The following is a 17,947-nucleotide window of genomic DNA, read 5'->3' as shown; positions in this document are numbered from 1 at the left end:
TCGGATTCCAGAACAGTGATTGCCGATCAGACGGTGTTTCAGGATCGGTCGGAAAATCGTAGCCCCCAGCGTTGCACGAAGGCTTCAAGCAATTCGGGATCTTGCTCGCTCGTGGCGGTCATTGCCTGAAACTCGCGGCGATAATCGTCGTCGCGGCGAAGATATTCCCAAGCGAAACCGGCAGCGGGGATGCTCTTGGCAAATTTGTATGCCGCCGGTGAACGCCAGTCGATGCTCAGCATGGCGTTACCTCTCTATCCGGGCTCATGCAAAGCAATGCCCGGATAGAGAGCTTCAAATATGGCTGAAAGTAACTGTAGTCGTGCTGTTAAGATAACTGAAGCACCTAACGCGATCACCGTCTTGGTTATTTTATTCTTAAGAGTGCTTGTGTGATTCTGCGAGCCGGGCGCAACCCGGCGAGCGCGGCCATGTTTTCGAGCGTGACCGCGCGCCGCCGATCCGCACGGCCGGATCGGCGCGGTTTTTTTGGGGGGTGCTGAAAGTCTGTGGTGAAGGACAGGGCCGCGAAGTCGGCGGCCCTGTCGCCCTCGCGATCAATATCCTTTCAATCGCTGCATTCCTTCTGCCAGCGTCCAGAGCGCCCGATTCAGCGTCACGTTCTGGTCGATACCGTTGATGGCGCGGGTCTGGCTGCGGCGTATGCGACCTTCGGCGTTGCGCTTCTGGCCGCGCAGCCCGCCCTTGGTCAAATGCTCCTGAATCACGTTGAACGTGCTCCAAAGGCTCCCGCCCATATCCTCGCGGCGGCGCGGCTCGATGATCTGTTCGGGGCGCAGCGGACTTCCATCCTCGCCATAGCGGGCGACAAGGCTTGCCTCAGCCAGAACACGGCGCTCATCCTCGGAAATGCGGATTTCCTTCATGGTTTCGCTGGCGTCGATCAAGCGCGGGAAGTCTTCCGCGACCGTATAAACTCCCTCGATAATGTCATGCTGGATATTGCCCTTGTGCGGCACGCGGATTTCCTCGAACCGCTCGCCCGCAATCATGCTGTTAGTGCACACGAAACGCAGCATCCCGGCGAACATCTGATAGGCGCTGGTCCCGTCATGGCTGTTCACGATGATGACTTCGGCGGCCTGCGGCTTGCCGATGCCGTCATCCCGGCGCAGACGCAGCATATGCTTGGCGTGGCCGTGGCGGCTGTCGTCACGCGGAACGGATTGCACGGCGAAGAATGGAAACCACCCCTCCCGGCGTAACCCCTCCACGATATCGATGGTCGGGACATAGACGTAACGCTCGGAACGGCTGTCATGGGCCTCGCGGGCGAAGATAGAAGGGACGTGACGGTAAAGGGCTTCATTGTCGAGGGCTTCACGCCCGCTGATCTGATGCGAGTTGCGACCGAACCGGGTGGCGAGCTGGTGATACATGGTCTTGATCCTCATGGGCTTGGGTTGGAGCGCAGCGCTGCGCTGCAACCCTGGCCGTCGCCGAGACCGGGGTAGAAAGGTGCAAGGGCGGCCGGGCCGGAGGGGGATCACCCGGCCTGCACGGAACGGAGGAACGATGTGGAGGAAGGCTGGGGAGACCGGCCCGGTCGAGCGTCAGCGGTCCCTTGCGCCGCGCGAGGGCAGCGCCCTTAGTGTTTCAATAGATTAATCGTGCCGCTTGCGGCGCTCACTGAGTCGTTCGGAGAAAATTGTGGTGCAGAAGCTGATTGGACCGACCCATCCAAACTGGGAAGATATGTCCCCGTTTGTTGTTCATTTTACAAAGAAGTCGGCGGCGAGCAGCGAATACGATAATTCGATCTCCATTCTTGCGAGTCGCCGTCTCGAAGCGCGTAACCGCTTCGGCATCGGCAAGAATCACACAGAATCATCACCATGTGTTTGTTTCAGCGAAGTGCCGCTGCATCAGCTCAAACGTCTGGCCGACAAGCGCGGCTCATACGGAATCGTCTTCCGAAAAGAGTTCATCGTCGCGCGCAACGGAGGTCCGATCCTTTATGCCTATCAGGATACGCCGCACGCCTTGGCCTTACGCTCACTTATCGATGGCGCAGCGGGGAACCCAGACGATCCGATCTGGCGTGTGGCACCTTTCGTCGACCTACCCGGACAGTATGGAAGTTCGTCATACTTCTTCGAATGGGAGCGTGAATGGCGTCACACCGGCGATCTCCATTTCAAGGAAACCGATCCGGCCTTTTTGATTATCCCCGAAGATCTACACGAGGCCGCCAAAGATTTTTTCGATGACGCCGAACGCGAGCAACTCGGACCAAATTACAAATGTCCTTTTATCGACCCCTATTGGAGTCTGGATAAGATCAAAAGTCTTTTGAAGCCGTAGGCTCACGCGGTGGCGGCCATGAGCATAGAGAAGCCCCGCTCGCGGCGGGACTTCTTGGGAGGCTGGCTTTCAGTCGCCGTTGCGGCGGGACCAGATGAGGTTGTGGCCGCTGCCGTCTTCTGCTTCGACCAGGCTGGCGTAGATCGGGGCCGGGAAGCTCGGATCGTCCAGCTTGACGGAGAGGTATTCGCGCTGCGTCTCGCGGGCGGTCTTCTTCCAGGCCGCGCCGAACTCGGTCGCACCGGCGAAGATGCGGAAGTCGGGGCCGCGCTCGCTTTCGCCCTCGGAGGGGACGAACTTGGCCTTGACGTTGAGGGTCAGGGTCTTGACCGCGCCGGTGAAGCCCGCGCCGTTTTCGTTCTTGGTGAAGGTGCCGATGGTCGCCATTGCCGTATTCCTTTCCTGTCGGGCCGCACCATTGCGACCTCGATGGGGGGGCGTTTGACCGGGGGCTCTCGGCCCTGCACCCGTGAGGGCTGGAACGAAGTGGAAGGCGGCCGGAGACGGCTTTTTTGCTTCGCGATGCAAAGCCGAAGGCGGCGGAAAAAAGTTGGCGATGGACGTTGCGGAGACGAGCGAGGCGAAGCCGTCCTCCGGCTAGACCCATGCCAATCGAGATCGCGGATGGAGCGCCCGTTTCAGGAAATCGGGGAAATACGGCAATGGCGGCTATCCCTGCGCCTCGCCGCTCGAGAACGGAAACGGCGTGGGCCTCGCAGGCCGACGCACTACCGCCCTGATCCTCGCCGTCATGGCTCGGCAACTGTCCCCGGTGAGCGTGACGAACGTTCGGTCCTACTTTCCCATCGTTGCGTTGACCTCGAACGATGCTGCCGAACGTCCGCGCGCATGATGCCACGCCAATAGCTCCGGCCTGTCGGATGATCCGCGTTTCCCGGCCTTGCTATGTCGCCTGACAGGCCACGGGCGGCGCGGCCACAACCTCATCTGGTCCCGCCGCAACGGCGACTGAAAGCCAGCCTTCTGGAAGCCTCGCCATATTGGGGCGTCGGCGAAAGGACCGCTGCCGCCCCAAGCGTAGAATCGATCCAAATTCCGAGGATTTACGGCGAGTATGGAGCTATCTTGAAGCAAAATGCTGAAAGCAAGGATGGTGACGTGGAAGAGGATGACGAGAAAGAATACGTCGCATTCCCCGAGGAGGCGATCAAATACCTGCCTGCCGAGTGGCAGGAGCACATCTACGCCCTCAAAGAAGATGGCCAAACTGTTCTCGCGAGCGTAGATGAGAGCTTAAATAACTTGAACCGCTTAGTTCATGCGTTTCCCACGATGGCAAGTCTCCGCTACATTCAGCACCGATTGGCTTCCACTAACTTTGAAGCGACGATGGAGTGGACGCTAGAGAACGATATGCTGACCTTGGCATTCGTCACGACATACTGCCGCCTCGTCGACGGCGGCTTGGGGAGCGGTGTTTCTCGAAAAGCGTTACCAGCAAAGCTTCGCCCGGTGCATGACAACATAGTTGAACTTCGCAATAAGCGATATGCGCACAATGTTGGTCACGATACGATCAGCGGAAATTTGGTCATTGGCTTCGAAGGAGGCAAGTTCGATCTAAGTGTCAGCTTCAACATGGGGTTTCATGTCGGAGGTGCGCTTGAGTGGGAACCGCTGGTTATCTTTCTCGATGAGCTGATGATAAGCCGACTACAAAAACAACTGGAAAAGCTGAAGGAAAAAACCGGTCGCGAATGGTCCTTTCCGAGCGGCCCGGCACCTAAGTGGGTATCATCTGATTAGCGGGGGGACTGCGCTATCGTGTTCTGGTCAGGTGGAGCGTGGCGGCTGGAATCGCTAGCCGCATCACGGCCGACACGCCAACGAAACCGCCACTAATGATGCAGAAGATTTGCCGCCAGATTTCGGACGGTACGGATTCTTTGGTGACGCCGTGGACGAGTGCATATCCCGCAACGGCGGCGGGCGTGGCGAAGACCAGCGCCACAATCAGGCGCAAGGTAGGTGAGCGCAGCGTGTCGAACAGCAGCGCCAGGACGCCGAAGGCCGCACCGCCTGCCACCAGCCCCACGAGGCCCGCGCCGATGAAGCCGGAGCCGGTCTGATAGGCGAAGTGCGCGGCGGTCAGGCCGAGCATGAAAGGCAGCGCATAGACTGCGAGCGTATAGGCCAGGACGCAAAGCATTGCGATCAGAGCAACGCTCATGAACATTACGGCGACCATGATTCTTCTCCTTCACGCCTGGCGCGGGTTGCCGATCAATCGCTCCTTCCTTCGAGGATGGTGCAGTATTGGCGATCCGTGCCTGTCCTGTCGACCATGAACAGGATGTGTCATTGCGATGGTCGAGGTGAGCCGGCCGCGCGGGCAACCGCGCGGCCGCGATTTTTTCAGTGAGAAGCCGGGACCGCTTGCGCGGTCCCGGCTCGGCGATCATTCCGCTGCGACGACGAAATGGTCATCGCTCTGTGCTTCCGGTGCCATCACATCGGCGTCGGTGGCGAACGCCTCGGGCCGCTCGGTGCGCAGCACAGGCGGGAGCCAGCCGGTCCCGGCCAGAAGCTGCTCGGCGGTTTCTGCCATCGCCGGCTTCTTCATGTCCGCGATCCGCTCCGCCGCCTCGTCGCCAAGGGCCTCGCGCACGGCGGCGAGGATATGCGCCTTGGTGACGCGACCGAGATAAGCCCGCACGGTCGGTGTCCAGTGCGCCGTCATGTCGAGCGTCACCGCCGTCGCCAGCTTGTCCGCCGTCTCATGAGCGCGGCGCTTGCTGGTTTCCCACGGCAGCTTCACCGCATTGACGGTGAGCGAGGCGCAATGCGCGAGCAAGGCCATCAGACTCGCATAGTCCAGACCGGCGACAAACCCCCAGAGGTCGGCCACATCGCACGGCATGTCCGCCGCCCATCCGGCATGGCGATCCGCCAGCATCTTCGCCGCCGCCGTGTCCTCGATGCCGTCCGCGTGGGCCGCGAGGTAGTTGCTGGTCGGACGGATTTCGAGGCAATGGGCCTCGCCTCCGCCCTTATAGAAGGTCTGCGCGGCTAGCGTGTGGATGACCGCGATCAGCGCCATATCCGGCTGCTCGCCAAGGGCGAGACGCAAGCCAAGGGTGCGATGTGCGGTCAGGTCGCGGATAAGCGAATCCGGCAGCGGCTTGCCGTCATCCCCGGCATCTTCTTCTTCCGGCTCACTTGCGGGAACGTGGTCGCCTTCGCCGTCCTGCTCGTCGCCGTCGATGATCTCACCATCACCATTGACGCGCACCCCGTCGATGACAGTTTCGCCATCCTCGACGGCTTCCGGCTCCGGTGCCTCGTCCTCGGCCCGGATGAAGCCGCGCTCGATACGAGCTTGCCCGTCATGGGCCACGACGACGAACACACCGCCGCGCGCGATCTCGTCGGGATCGTAGGCGTGGCGCAGCGCGTTGATACGCTCGATCTCGGCTTCAAGCTCCGCGAACCGGGCGTCCACTTCGGACGGGAGGTCAATATCGGCGTCCTCCCATTCCGCCGTCAGGCGCTCAAGCTCGTCCTGCGCGGCGTCGTAGGAAGCGGCGTCCGCTTCCGAAAGCTCCACCGAATGCGGGTAGACGCGGTGCATCCCATGGGCATGGGGGAAGTCGAGATAGGCGGCAGTCCACTTCCACCCCTCGGCCTCCTGCACCTCAGCGGCGACCCACTCCAGCTTCTCGATGGCGAGCCGGTCCAGCAAGGCGGGGTCTTCAAAGAAGCCGCCGCGATCCTCGGTGAACAGGTCGCGGATGATGTTGCCGCCCGCCTCGGCATAGGCTTGCGCGCCGACGAAAACCGCGCGCCGATCCGTCGCCGCCACGTTCATCTTGGTCAGGTCACGCCGGATGATGGACGGATCGCGGTTATAGGACAGGTTTTGATAGACATGTTCCTGCCGCGCGTGATCGTCGGTGATGGCGAAGGCCATCAACTGATCCAAGGTTAGTTCGCCGTCGCGGTAAGCCTGCAACAGCTTGGGGCTGACAGCGCCAAGACGCATCCGCTGCTTCACCACATGTGGGGACACGCCGAAGCGGGCCGCGATTTCTTCCGCGCCCCATCCGTGGTTTTCCGAAAGCTCGCGGAAGCGCTCGTATTCATCAGCGGGGTGTAGGTTCTCGCGGGTGACATTCTCGTCAAGGCTGATCTCCGCCGCGTCGTTCGCCGTGTCGATGACGCAGCGGATGGGTTCGGTCTTCTTGATCTCCTTGCGCTTCACTCGGAGCATCTGCGCCAGCCTGCGGCCTTCGCCGATGGTGACGAGATAGCCGCCGGTCGGTTCGCCCGCCGCATCAAGCTCCGGCTCCACCACCAAATTTTGCAAGATGCCCTTGGCGGCGATGCTCGCTGCCTTCGCCTCGATAGACGCCTCGCTGTGCGGGGTCTTGCGGGCATTCTTCGGGTGCTTCTTGAGCTTGTTAAGCGGGATGAAAACCGTCGCGCCATTTTCGACGGTCGGGATGCTGTTTGCGGTCGTGGTCATGGTCGTTCTCCTATGGGCTTGGGTTGGAGCGCAGCGCTGCGCTGCAACCCTGCCCGTCGGCGAGACCGGGGTAGCAGAGGGCAAGAGCGGCCGGGCGGAGGGGGATCACCCGACCTGCACAAGCGGATTTCCGTAGTTCTGGGATTACTGAAAGCCGTATCCGCGCGGAAGGTCGGGGATACCGCCCGGCCGCTCTTGCCCGCCGCGAGGGCGGAGCCCTTAGCCCTGAGAGGCGGTGCGAGCCCTTGGGATCACTGAGAAAAGTCGCAACACCGTCGAGATATGGAGCCTCGCCGCTCTTCTACTTCAATTGAGCAAATTGCAGCGGTTGTATATTGTGGCTGTGGGAGATCGCTTGGGGGGAATCAGTATGTCGGGCAGTTTTGACTTTTCACTCGATGAGGACTGGTCGACGAACATCGGTAGGCTGAAGGCTCACCTTGAGACAATTGATGCCGAGTGCGCCAAAATCCTCTTCGATAACCTCGCCATCCTGGAAACCGGCGACAACAACGCGCGGCGAGATTTCAATCAGAAGGTCCTTGAAGCCTTGGAGGCCGCCGCGCAGGCGGAGATAGCCTCTCAAGGAGGCGAGTGATGCCCCGTTACTACCTGACCAAGCTCGGCGTCGAAGGGTTTCGAGGCATCAAGAACGAGGGAGATCCGCTCACCCTTCGCTTCAAGCCAGACGCGGTCAATTCCATCTATGCCCAGAACGGCATCGGCAAGACCTCGCTGTTCGAGGCCATCAGCTACGCCATCTTTGACAAGCTGCCCAAACTCGACGGGCTCCAGCGGAGTGAGCGGCCAGAGACATACTATGTGAACCGCTTCCATACGGGCGGAGTCGGCTCCATCTCCTTGGAGTTCACACCTGACGACGGCACCGCACCAATCGAAATCGTCGTCCAGCGCACGGCCGCAGGCCAGCGCACCGTGACAAGCCCGACAGGACATACCGACCCCGAAGCGTTCCTCGCCGCGTTGGCCGAAGATTTCACGGTCGTCGACTACGCTAAGTTCGCCCGCTTTATCGACGATTCGCCCCTTGATCGGGGGCGCACCTTCTCCTCCTTGATCGGACTGACCCGCTTCGCGCACCTCCGCCAGCGGTTCGACCAGGCGAGCAACACTCGGGCTTTCAACACCGATTTCCAGATGGCCGCGTTGAAGGCGAAGCTTGAGGCCGCCGAGAAGCTCGTGCGGGACCATCGGGCCGCGGCGTTGTCGGCTTATGAGGCTGTGACGGGAACGGCAATCCAGGACCTGTCGGCGGAAGCGCAGCGGGTCGTGGAAGTCACGGCCGCACTGGCCGCCATTCCGACGCTCGCGCCTGTCTTCGCCGGAAAAGACATCCTGACGGTGGATATGGAAGCCGCTCGCGCCGCCATCGTCGCGGCGGAGGGTGGCCCGGCGAAGGCCGAATATCAGAAGGTGCTGCGCAATATCGAGGAGCTTTCCAAGAGCGCGTCCACGCCGGAAGCGGCGGCCGATATCGGGGCGCTGCTCGACCTGGCACGCCGCCATGACGCGGCGGTAGCACTCGCCGGCAGCAAGAGCCGGCAGGACCTTTTCGGGGCCGCCAAGGGCGTGGTCGAGGAAGCGGACTATAGCGATCCTCACCAATGCCCCGTCTGCGACACGCATATCGAAGAGCCCATTGCCACGCGGATGGAGCGCCTGCTTGAGCGCTACCGTGAAGCAGACCAACTCGGCGAAGAATTCAAGCAGGCCGTGACTGCCAGCATCTGGCTGGATTGGCTCAACAAGCTGGAAAGCTGTGCCGCCCTCACCGTCCCGGACAACAAGAAGCACCGGGCGAGCATCCGACAGTTGGCGATCGAAAGCCGCCTGACCGAGGGTCGCCTACGGGAAGCGGTCGATAACGCGCAGCAGCTTGAAGAAGAGCGAAAGTCCGTCCTGGAGGCAGTGCAAAAGCGGGAACAGGAGCTTCAGGCCGAATTGCCGCCGTCGCTAGTTGCGCTGACCCAGCAACTCGAAGCCGGAAGCCGCTTTCGTGAAGCCATCCTCGGGCATCAAACAGCGGCAAAGGAAGCAAGCGCCTGGCGGACGCACAAGAAATGGCGAGAGCGGTGGCAAACCTTCATCGGCACCGCCGCCAGGACCGTGGGCGAGGCGGAGAGCCGGTTGGCGACCCAGCGCATCAACGCGATCGAGGCGAGCTATCAGAACCTGTTTCGGGGTCTAGTGCGGGGCGGCGTGGATATGCGGCCCAAACTGGAGCGGTCGGCGGACAGCGAAGACGTGGATCTGAAGCTGGAGAACTTCTACGGCGAGGCCGGCATCTCGGCACGGGCCGTCCTGTCGGAGAGCTACCGGAACGCCATCGCCGGCTCGATCTTCTTCGCGGCGGCGGTCAAGCAGAGCGGTCCCGCCCGCTTCATGGTGCTCGACGACATCACCTCTAGCTTCGACGGCGGCCACCAGTTCGCCTTGATGGAGGCCTTGCGCACCAAGCTGCAGGCTTCAGCGGCAGCCGACGGCCTGCAATTCATCGTGCTCAGCCATGACACGCTGCTGGAGAAGTATTTCGACAAGACGGCGAGCGAGCAGGTGGGTTGGCACCACCAGCGCCTGCAAGGCGCAGCCCCAACGGGGAACGTGTACGCCAGCCAGCTCGATGCGAACCGGCTCAAGAATCTCGCGACGACACATCTTCAGGCCGGGCAGGTGGACATCGGCCAGCCGTTCGTACGGCAGTACCTGGAGTTCAAGCTGTCGCAGATCATCTCTAAGCTGAAAATTCCGGTGCCGCCCGACTATGCGATCCGGAGCGACAACAAGACTGTCGGGAATGCCCTCGACGCCATCTCATCGGCCATCGACCTTTTCGACGGCGCCGGCAGAATCGTACTGAGCGCGCAACAGAAGACAGATTTCCGCAACCAGCATGTCCCTGCGATTATCGCGAACTACGTCAGTCACTATGAGACAGGCGGCGGCACACCGATCAATGCCCACGTACTGCTTGGTGTCCTCCAATCGGTAGACGATCTCGCCGAATGCTTCCGTTACGATGACATCTCCAAGACGCCGCCCGAGCGGAAATGGTATCGGAATCTAGGACAACAGTAGCCAGAATGCCGGTCCTTTCGGGCTGAAAATAGTTCGGCCGCCGCACCCGACGAGGACAATATCAATCGCGTATGAACGAACGACTTCAGGATTTCTGCATCTGCAATACTGCCGCCCACAAGGTTTCAACAGCCTCGTCGCGGAAACCCATGCGATCGACGGCATCCTTCGTGTTACGAAGATAGTCCAAAGCGCTTCCGTCCCTGCCGCGTGCCCGTAGTACCATGGCAGCTACTTCCTCGACGTTCGTGGCTTGAATGAGATTCTTTCCCTCGTAGAAAAAGCAGCACCCCTGAACTGCTTGGCCTGCATCCAATGTGAGCTTTACCTGCCGTCGCCAAAAGCTTTGCCCCTCTCGCTTCGAGAGATAGGCAATGACGGCATCTTCCCTTGATGTCTCAAACTCAAATGCGATGCCGCGGCATACAGCACCTTCACGCGGAACGACGCGCAAGGTGGGAGCAGGATCGTCCTTAGAACCCCAGTTGAGCGTCGACGCCTTGCTGAAGGAGCGTTCATAACCAGTAAGCGCGGCTCTTTCGCGACGGAGGCATGCGAATTCCTTTTCCCATCCGTCCTCCATCAGTGAGCCATATCCGAAAATCCACATAGATTTGCTTTCTAAGGCGAAGATTCCTGTGCCAACCGTCATCACCACGGTTGACCTCTCCACCCGTCACCAGCCGTCGATGGCTAGGCGCCTCCTATCCGACAGTTCGCGTGAGCGAGGCGGTCTTCGGGTCGTAGGCATAGCCGGTGATGGTTCCGTCCCTGATCTTCTCGATTGCTTCATCGACCACGAAAAGCGGCACAAGGAACCATTCTCGCGGGATGATCGGCATGCCGAAGCGATCCTTGATCTCGATGTCAAGGCGGGCCTTGCCGAAGATCCGATGGATCAGGTTCTCAAGCCGGGTGCGATTGATGTTGAATAGCTCGTAGGTCGCGACGACCTCGACATCGGCCATAAGGAAGGTCGGGTCGAGCTTCGCGTTGGCGAGGCGACGCGCGACGTCACCGCCGGTCACGCCGATCTTGTGCAGCACGTCACGATGCGCGGCAACGGCTGGATGATCGGATTTGCTACGCAGCACATAGACGATGCCGCTCGCCTCGTCTCCTTCCTCGCTCTGGTCGGCGAACAAGGGACCTGCTACCGGATCACTAATTCGCCTGCCGGCCTCGTCCTTATAAAGCGCCCGCTGAAGCGATCGCAAAAGCAGATCGCTTTCGGTTCCGTTGGAATAGATGACTCTGAGTCGCGCATCCGTTTCCCCATTCGGAGCCTTGAACGGCTCTCCGACCTCGGCGACGTAGGCGGTTTGTCCGCCAAGGACAAAAAACTGTCCCGCCTTGATTTCCGCTTTCAGGAAACCCGCGTCCTTCACAAACCGCCGTGTCATGCGAACGCCGTTTTGAAGATCGCGCTGCACCTGCTCGAACAACGGCTTGAACTGGTCGAAATCCTCGCATTGCTGGCGGTTGGCGATTTCCTCGGCCGCCCGCTTCTCTGCAGCCGACCGAACATGCCGGAGTTCCGTGATGTCGCTCGGCTCGTCGACCACCCCAAGCTGCGCGAGAAGCTCGTCATCGTCGAGGTCATCGGGCGCGCTGACAGGGGCAGGCTCCGTAGCACCTAGAAGCCCTTGATGATCGAGGCGTTCGATCACGGCGCGGCAATCGGCCCGCTCGCGCAGCCGATCGAGGCGCACCGCATATAGGCGCTCGAAGATGTCGCGGTGCTCACCGTGCTGCGGAGGCCGGCCGTGCTGCTCGACGAAACGCTGAATCTCCTCGAAGCCGGCGATAACGCGCTCTTCGCGCGGTGTCCGGCTGGATTCCTTCTTCGCCTCGACTTCTACGCCAAGCTCTTCGAGAAGCGCGTCATCCTCGTCGGTGAAGCCCTTAGCCACGCGCCGCCTCCGTCTTCATGCGTTGAAGGAACGCCACGCCTTCGGCCATGCGCTTTTCCCAGGCGTCGGGCGAGGTGATCGAGGGGAGTCGGCCACGCTCCTGCTTGAACTTCAAAGCCCGCTTGGCAAGCTCGCGCGCCTCCTCGATCGTCAGCGTGGCACGCTTGGCCCCGATCACGGCCGCGACCTGCTTTAGGCTCTCCTCGCTCATGGTCTTCGCGAGGATGGCATAGGCTTCGCCGAAGGGGTTGATACGGTCGATCAGGTCGATGTCCAGCTCGCGCACGTCCATTGCAAACTTGCGGACACCCTCGACGAAGGCCGTGTTCGGGCTCTTGTCGCCGTCGCCATCGGCTCCGCCCAAAGCGACTTCCTTGGCCTTCTGCGCAAGGTTCAGAGCGGCGACGGCGTGCTGGCGCACGGCCTCCTGATCCTCTTCGTCCAGCTCGGGAAACTTGTCCTTGATGATCTTGCCCATGCGTAGCTGGGTCAGCTCTTCTGCCAAGGTCTCGCCACCAGCGTGCTCGCCATCAAACAGGCCGCGCGTGATCGTCGTCTTGTCCTGCACGAAGGCGGCGATGACCTCGTTCAAGTCCTGCTGGCAGATGCGCTGCGCTTCCTCGCTCTTCGGCGCGACAAGACCTTTGATCTCGATCTGGAACTGCCCCGTCTCCTCGTTGAAGCCGACGTTGGTCTTATTGGGATCATAGCCGCCTTCGCCATAGTCGAAGCCGGGCGTCGGTCCGCTCTGCGGGTTCTTGGGCTTGAACTCGAAGCGCGGCGCAAGCACTTGCTCCATGAGCAGGCTTGCCGCGATGGCCTTCAGCGTGTCGTTGACCGCCTCGGTGACGGCTTCCTCGGAGGCGTCCGGCTCGGCAATCAGGTTGGTGAAGCGGGAGCGGGTCTTGCCCGGCGCGTCGCGGGTGGCGCGGCCGATAATCTGCACGATCTCGGTGAGGCTCGACCGATAGCCGACTGTCAGCGCGTGCTCGCACCAAATCCAGTCGAAGCCTTCCTTCGCCATGCCGAGCGCGATGATGATGTCCACATGGTCGCGGTTGTTCTTCTGTGCCGGGTCCTTCAGCGCGGCGGAAACCCGGTCCCGCTTGGCGGCGTCATCATCAACCAGGTCGGCAATCCGAAGGACGCGGCCTTCGGGCGTCTTAACCAGTTGGAAGCCGGTGGCGAGGTCTGCCCCCTGCCATTCGCCCAACTCCTCGATGATGTGCTCGACCTCCCTGATCTTGTCCTTCGTGCTCTCGCGCGAATTGACGGAGGGGATGTGGACTATCGTTTTTTCGGCGGGGTCGAGCACCTTCAGGATGTCGTCGGCATAGGAACCCGAATAGAAGAAATAGCCGATGTCGAGCTGCTTCAGATATTCGTAGCCATTGAGCTGCTCATAATAGGTGTAGGTGACGGTATCGAACTTCGACTCGTCCTGCGGGGCGAGCACGGCTTCGGCATCGCCCCGGAAATAGGAACCCGTCATCGCAACGATATGCACGCGGTCGCGGGCGATGAACTGGCCGAGATGCAGGCCGAGCTTGTTGTCGGGGTTGGCGGAAACGTGGTGGAATTCGTCAACGGCGATCAGCCGATCGTCGAAGGCTTCTACCCCGAACCTGTCCACGGCGAAGCGGAAGGTGGCATGGGTGCAGACCAGCACCTTGTCGTCGCTTTGCAGGAACGCCTCGACCGAATTGACCTTGCCGCCATTGTCCGATCCGGGCGCGTTGCAAAGGTTCCATTTCGGCGCGACGGTCCAGTCGGCCCAGAAGCCGAATTTCGTCAGCGGTTCGTCGTTGAAGCTGGCGCCGATGGATTTTTCCGGCACGACGATGATCGCCTGCTTGAGCCCCTGATTGTGAAGCTTGTCGAGGGCGATGAACATAAGCGCGCGGCTCTTGCCCGAAGCGGGCGGCGACTTGATGAGAAGATACTGCTCGCCCCGCTTCTCATAGGCGCGTTCCTGCATCGGGCGCATGCCAAGGGCATTGGCCTTGGTCGAGCTGCCGTTGCGGCCGTAAGAGACTGAAACAGACGGGACGGATTTATCGGCTCTATTGGTCATTTCTTACTCGCCTGTTGTGGATCGGCGCGGTCCTTCATGATGGCCTTGCCAAACCAATCCGGCACGTCAGTCATTTGGGAATCGATGACATTCTCTGGAACGTCCCGCCAGAACGCCAAGATCGCGTCCGAGAACGCCTGAAATTGATCGTCGCTCACCTTGAGGTGCGTGTGGTCACGATATTTTGTGTCTGAGAAAGCGCCGCCGGAGCCGTTGAACAGGTCATCAAGATATTCAGGAAAACTACTTTTCAACTCATCGAGAGATTTGCCCTCGCCGTGTTTGTAGACGTTGACCACAAGGCGGCACGCATCAAGCGTGCGGAAGTAGTCTGCATTGCGGACATTCCAGCCGAAGCTTTCTAGCAAGTCGGCGATCTGGCCGAAGTCAGCCGACCAGACCTTCAAGGTGGCGTTGTCGCCACGATGCCAATGCTGAATCTCACGTGCCAGCCAATCGCGTAGCTGCTTGTCCCACTCGTGGAACATCCCAGCGACGGCGCTCAAGCGGGTTTGCTCTCGCATGCCGCTCAAGAGCCCATAGAACTCGATGCCCACGTCGTTGGCTGCTTCATAGAAGTCGCCGGGGTCATGTCGGTCCGGGTCAAAGTGCTGACCACTTTGCTCCAGCCACTCCTCGGCTGCCTGGTCGGCATCAACCTCAATTTCGTCGAACTGCGAAAGCAAACGCTTCCGCGCCTGCTCGACATAGAACAAATGCCCCTTGATCAACGATTGCCGAAACGGTCCCCACATTTGGAACAACACATAGCTGCTCATGCCGACGCCGCCTTCCTGGCCTTGAGGGCCTTGCCTGGGGTGGCGGTTATCTTGGTGTAGAGGTCGAACAGCTTTTCCAGCCGCTCGGTATCGTTGCGGAACCGGCGGCCGATATAGATGCGCTCAAGCACCTCGTCGTTGCGCTCGTGGGCCTCCCGCAAGTCGGCGGGCATATTGTCGGGATTGTAGAGATCGGCGACCGTCGCCGGGAAATGCGCTTCACGCGCCAACAGGATGTCCTCGGCGCAACGCGTCAGGTCGGCTATGTTCTTCTCGGTGAGCGCGGGGACCGGGAAAGTGTTCCAGCCGAGGGTGTTGGAATATGCAAAATCGGTTCGCGTGCGCCCGCATACCGTCGCGATCCACATTACGTGAAGACGTGATGCTATGATCGATAGCAGCCAAATTGGTTCATCATATAGAGCAAAGCTTTGACTGCTGACCACGCCGCTAGCGTCGATAATCCCAACAGGCAGAAATTCTCGATTCTCTGACGTAATTCTCGGAAGAACGATAGTATGGTTTCGGGCTCGCCTCATCTCACGAAACTGATGAGCGCGATCGGCCATCTGGTTGGCGCTCTTATCTGGGCTCGCGAGCCTAAGAGCTTTCACCGCCTCTATCCGTTCAGCGACTGTTGGGTAGCTCATGGCTTCAGATAGATTTTTATCATCAATCCATAGGCAGTACACACTCTCTCCACGAATAAAATCTGCCGAACCGTAAATCCGTCGAATGATATTTCGTTTGCTCTCTTCTGGAAGGCCAAGTCCACCTATTTCATCACGGCTCATCCGCAGATGTCCGCCGTCCACCACCTTATTCCCGAAGATCATCTTTGGAATGGTAGAAATAGGGGAGCTTTCTTTGCTCACGATGATGTTGCGACCAGCCGCTAGGTACGCATTGATGTTGTCCGTCTGTTTCTCAATCGTTGTGCCGTTCTCGCCGATCGAAAATAGCCGCCGCAAATTGCCTGCGTGATTTGAGATGCCAATGATGGCAACCGTTACACCTGCATTATGGCTCGCCAGATTAGCCCACTTGAATGAGGTGTGTGCGAACGCGATCTCATGGCCGGTCTGCAAGATCAACGGCCAGAGGATTGGCACTTGCTGACCTTGGCAAATTGAATTGGTGGCCACAAAAGCAGAAATGGTATTAGTCTGCGTGCCGTAATCAGCAGCTTTCATGAACCAACCAGCGACATAATCGAGCGATTTCCAGCTCTTTGTGCGTCCATCGAAAATTTGCTGAAGGTCGTATTTCTGCTCGGCCGATTGCCATGTCGAGCCGAGATATGGCGGATTTCCGCAGATATACGTCTCTCCTCCTTCATTCTCGAAGTCGATCTGAGCCTGATCGAGCGGAGTGTGGAACAGATCATCAGCCTGGTGCTTCACGCCGGTCCCCGTGGACGGGCAGATACTCAGCCAATCCAGCCGCAGGGCGTTGCCGCACGTAATCCAGTTCTCGGCGTCCAGAGGCAGGAAGTCTCGCAGGGCCTCCTTTTGGCCGCGATAGAGCACGTCGCACTGATACTCGGCGATAATGAGTGCAAGGCGTGCGATCTCGGCCGGGAAGTCGCGCAGCTCGATCCCTCGAAAGTTTGTGAGCGGGATGTCGCTGCGCCGGTCGGCCTCGCCGCGGCGCTTGTCGATCTCAGCTTCGATCGCCCGCATCTGCTTGTAGGCGATGACAAGGAAGTTGCCGGAGCCGCAAGCCGGATCGAAGATCCTGATCCGCGACATGCGCTTGCGTAGGTTCAGCAACATGCGCGGATTGTCCCCGGCCTCGGCCAGCCGCGTGCGCAGGTCGTCGAGGAACAGCGGATTGAGCACCTTCAGGATGTTCGGAACGCTGGTATAGTGCATCCCGAGCGCGCCACGTTCCTCGTCCTCCGCGACGGCCTGAATCATCGAGCCGAAGATGTCGGGATTGATCTTCGTCCAGTCGAGATTGCCGATGTGGAGAAGGTAGGAGCGCGCGATGCGGCTGAAGCGCGGCACGTCCATGCTGCCGGAGAAGAGCCCGCCGTTCACATAGGGGAACTGGTCGGCCCAGCGGGGAATCCCTGCCGCAACGCGATCCGCGCTCTTCATATTCATGGCGCGGAACAACGTGCCGATCACCTCATGGGTGTTGGACGAGTCCTTGGCGCTCATTTGCTCGACGGTGGTGGTGAAGCGCCGCGTGCCGCCGAAGATGTCGGTGTCCTCCGCGAAGAAGCAGAAGATCAGCCGCGCCATGAAATGATTCATGTCAGGCCGGCGTTCGGCCGTTCCCCATTCGGGATTGTCCCTCAGAAGCTCGACATAGAGGCGGTTCAGGCGGCTGGTCGCCCGGATATCGAAGGAACTGTCGCGTACCTGCTTCACGGTGGTGATGCCGGCGAGCGGCAGGAAAAAGCCGAAATGGTCGGGGAAGTCGGCAAAGGCGCAGACGACCGTCTCGCCCGATGCCAAGTCCTCGGCCTCGAACGTGTCGCCATCGGTCGCCTGCACGAATCTCGCCTTCGCCCGCGTCGTTGCCGGGCTGGCCTTCAGCGCAGCAAGGGTGTTCGTCACCTCGCCGGGTGCGGCGACGGCGATATGGATGTTGTTGGTCTGAAGGACGCCGCCAAGGTCGGACTTGTTCGACTCGCCCTTGCGCAGCCGCTTGAGAGTCGTTTCCTTGTTCCCGAAGGCTTGCAGGAAGAGATAAGGAAACTCCCCCGCGTCGAACGGCTGCTCTGCGAGCGCCGATATGGCCTCTTCAATCTCGACGGCGTTCATGCATCCCCCCGCTTTCCGTAGCCGAGGCGCGGAAAGGCTCGACCTTGATCTTGTTGGCCCGGTGCATGACCTCGGCCAACTCATAGTCGAGCTGCCGGATCAGCCATTCGCGGGCTGGCGTGCCGAACGCCTTTTCCAGCCGGATGGCCATCTCGGGCGAGATTCCCGACCGGGCATTCAGCAAATTGCTGAGGGTTTGCCGATCGACGCCGAGGATTCGGGCGGCGTCGGTTACGCTCAACCCGTTCTTTTCAACGCAATCTTGCCGGACGGCCGTTCCTGGGTGCATCGCCTGTCGATTCGTATCGCCCTTCGTTCATGCAGGACTACAGTGATAATCGACACTGGGCAAGTTCCTCCAGGCCCGGCCTGCTATCAGGCCATTGGATTCACAGACTTATTTTCTTTGGCCAACGGTGTCCGGTACCGCAACGTGATCGGGCTTCCTAGAAGTCCGATACGCTTTATGGCTGGCTCATTCGTGACCAAAGCCGTCGGTG

Annotated in this window: 15 protein-coding genes; 4 read left to right on the top strand and 11 right to left on the bottom strand. The window is 60.2% G+C overall.

Features of this window, described 5'->3' with window-relative positions; translation table 11 throughout:
- Window positions 1-38 precede the first annotated feature (38 nt).
- Entirely contained in the window at window positions 39-242 is a 204-nt protein-coding gene (locus tag FS819_RS00340; protein WP_234625107.1) for a transcriptional regulator domain-containing protein, read from the bottom strand.
- A 315-nt stretch (window positions 243-557) separates the two neighbouring features.
- Window positions 558-1,400 (bottom strand): DUF932 domain-containing protein, encoded by an 843-nt coding sequence (locus FS819_RS00335; protein ID WP_234625108.1) that lies wholly within the window; start codon window positions 1,398-1,400, stop codon window positions 558-560.
- 271 nt (window positions 1,401-1,671) lie between these two features.
- On the opposite strand from FS819_RS00335, the gene FS819_RS00330 reads away from it, so the two are divergent.
- Window positions 1,672-2,325: an abortive infection system antitoxin AbiGi family protein gene (locus tag FS819_RS00330; RefSeq protein ID WP_234625109.1), complete on the top strand. Its 654-nt coding sequence runs from the start codon at window positions 1,672-1,674 to the stop codon at window positions 2,323-2,325.
- Between the two features lie 69 nt (window positions 2,326-2,394).
- Here FS819_RS00330 and FS819_RS00325 read toward each other — a convergent pair whose 3' ends face one another.
- Window positions 2,395-2,712 (bottom strand): DUF736 domain-containing protein, encoded by a 318-nt coding sequence (locus FS819_RS00325; RefSeq protein ID WP_020011524.1) that lies wholly within the window; start codon window positions 2,710-2,712, stop codon window positions 2,395-2,397.
- Between the two features lie 699 nt (window positions 2,713-3,411).
- Between FS819_RS00325 and FS819_RS00320 the strand changes: the two genes are divergently transcribed.
- Window positions 3,412-4,092, top strand: a complete 681-nt coding sequence (locus FS819_RS00320; RefSeq protein ID WP_234625110.1) for a hypothetical protein — start codon at window positions 3,412-3,414, stop codon at window positions 4,090-4,092.
- 13 nt (window positions 4,093-4,105) lie between these two features.
- On the opposite strand, the gene FS819_RS00315 is transcribed toward FS819_RS00320, so the two are convergent.
- Window positions 4,106-4,534, bottom strand: a complete 429-nt coding sequence (locus FS819_RS00315; RefSeq protein WP_234625111.1) for a hypothetical protein — start codon at window positions 4,532-4,534, stop codon at window positions 4,106-4,108.
- Between the two features lie 210 nt (window positions 4,535-4,744).
- A complete protein-coding gene (locus FS819_RS00310) occupies window positions 4,745-6,811 on the bottom strand; it encodes a ParB/RepB/Spo0J family partition protein (protein ID WP_234625112.1) in 2,067 nt (688 codons plus the stop codon).
- A 370-nt stretch (window positions 6,812-7,181) separates the two neighbouring features.
- Here FS819_RS00310 and FS819_RS00305 point away from each other — a divergent pair, with 370 nt between their 5' ends.
- Window positions 7,182-7,409 carry a hypothetical protein gene (locus tag FS819_RS00305; protein WP_234625113.1) on the top strand — a complete coding sequence of 76 codons (228 nt, stop codon included), beginning with the start codon at window positions 7,182-7,184 and terminating at the stop codon, window positions 7,407-7,409.
- On the top strand, window positions 7,409-9,907 hold the full coding sequence (locus tag FS819_RS00300) for an ATP-binding protein (RefSeq protein WP_234625114.1): 2,499 nt from the start codon (window positions 7,409-7,411) through the stop codon (window positions 9,905-9,907). Before FS819_RS00305 ends, FS819_RS00300 begins: the two co-directional genes overlap by 1 nt.
- 85 nt (window positions 9,908-9,992) lie before the next feature.
- Here the strand turns inward: FS819_RS00300 and FS819_RS00295 are convergent, their stop codons facing one another.
- Genes FS819_RS00295 through FS819_RS00270 form a run of 6 tightly spaced genes read right to left on the bottom strand, consistent with a single transcriptional unit; the run spans window position 9,993 to window position 17,688 of the window.
- A complete protein-coding gene (locus tag FS819_RS00295) occupies window positions 9,993-10,559 on the bottom strand; it encodes a gamma-glutamylcyclotransferase (RefSeq protein ID WP_234625127.1) in 567 nt (188 codons plus the stop codon).
- A 52-nt stretch (window positions 10,560-10,611) separates the two neighbouring features.
- Entirely contained in the window at window positions 10,612-11,820 is a 1,209-nt protein-coding gene (locus FS819_RS00290) for a GIY-YIG nuclease family protein (RefSeq protein ID WP_234625115.1), read from the bottom strand.
- Window positions 11,813-13,894 carry a pseudomurein-binding repeat-containing protein gene (locus FS819_RS00285; RefSeq protein ID WP_234625116.1) on the bottom strand — a complete coding sequence of 694 codons (2,082 nt, stop codon included), beginning with the start codon at window positions 13,892-13,894 and terminating at the stop codon, window positions 11,813-11,815. Before FS819_RS00285 ends, FS819_RS00290 begins: the two co-directional genes overlap by 8 nt.
- Window positions 13,891-14,673: a hypothetical protein gene (locus FS819_RS00280; protein WP_234625117.1), complete on the bottom strand. Its 783-nt coding sequence runs from the start codon at window positions 14,671-14,673 to the stop codon at window positions 13,891-13,893. Before FS819_RS00280 ends, FS819_RS00285 begins: the two co-directional genes overlap by 4 nt.
- The gene (locus tag FS819_RS00275; RefSeq protein WP_234625118.1) at window positions 14,670-17,447 is read right to left on the bottom strand and encodes a class I SAM-dependent DNA methyltransferase; all 2,778 of its coding nucleotides are present in this window, start codon (window positions 17,445-17,447) and stop codon (window positions 14,670-14,672) included. The genes FS819_RS00280 and FS819_RS00275 overlap by 4 nt, the downstream gene beginning before the upstream one ends.
- Entirely contained in the window at window positions 17,428-17,688 is a 261-nt protein-coding gene (locus FS819_RS00270; protein WP_234625119.1) for a HigA family addiction module antitoxin, read from the bottom strand. Before FS819_RS00270 ends, FS819_RS00275 begins: the two co-directional genes overlap by 20 nt.
- Between the last annotated feature and the right edge of the window lie 259 nt (window positions 17,689-17,947).

The organism is Allorhizobium sp. Av2, assembly GCF_021462805.2.
Classification (GTDB): Bacteria; Pseudomonadota; Alphaproteobacteria; order Rhizobiales; family Rhizobiaceae; genus Allorhizobium; species Allorhizobium vitis_G.
Note: the sequence above shows the minus strand (reverse complement) of the source record. Positions and strands in the feature narration are given on the sequence as shown.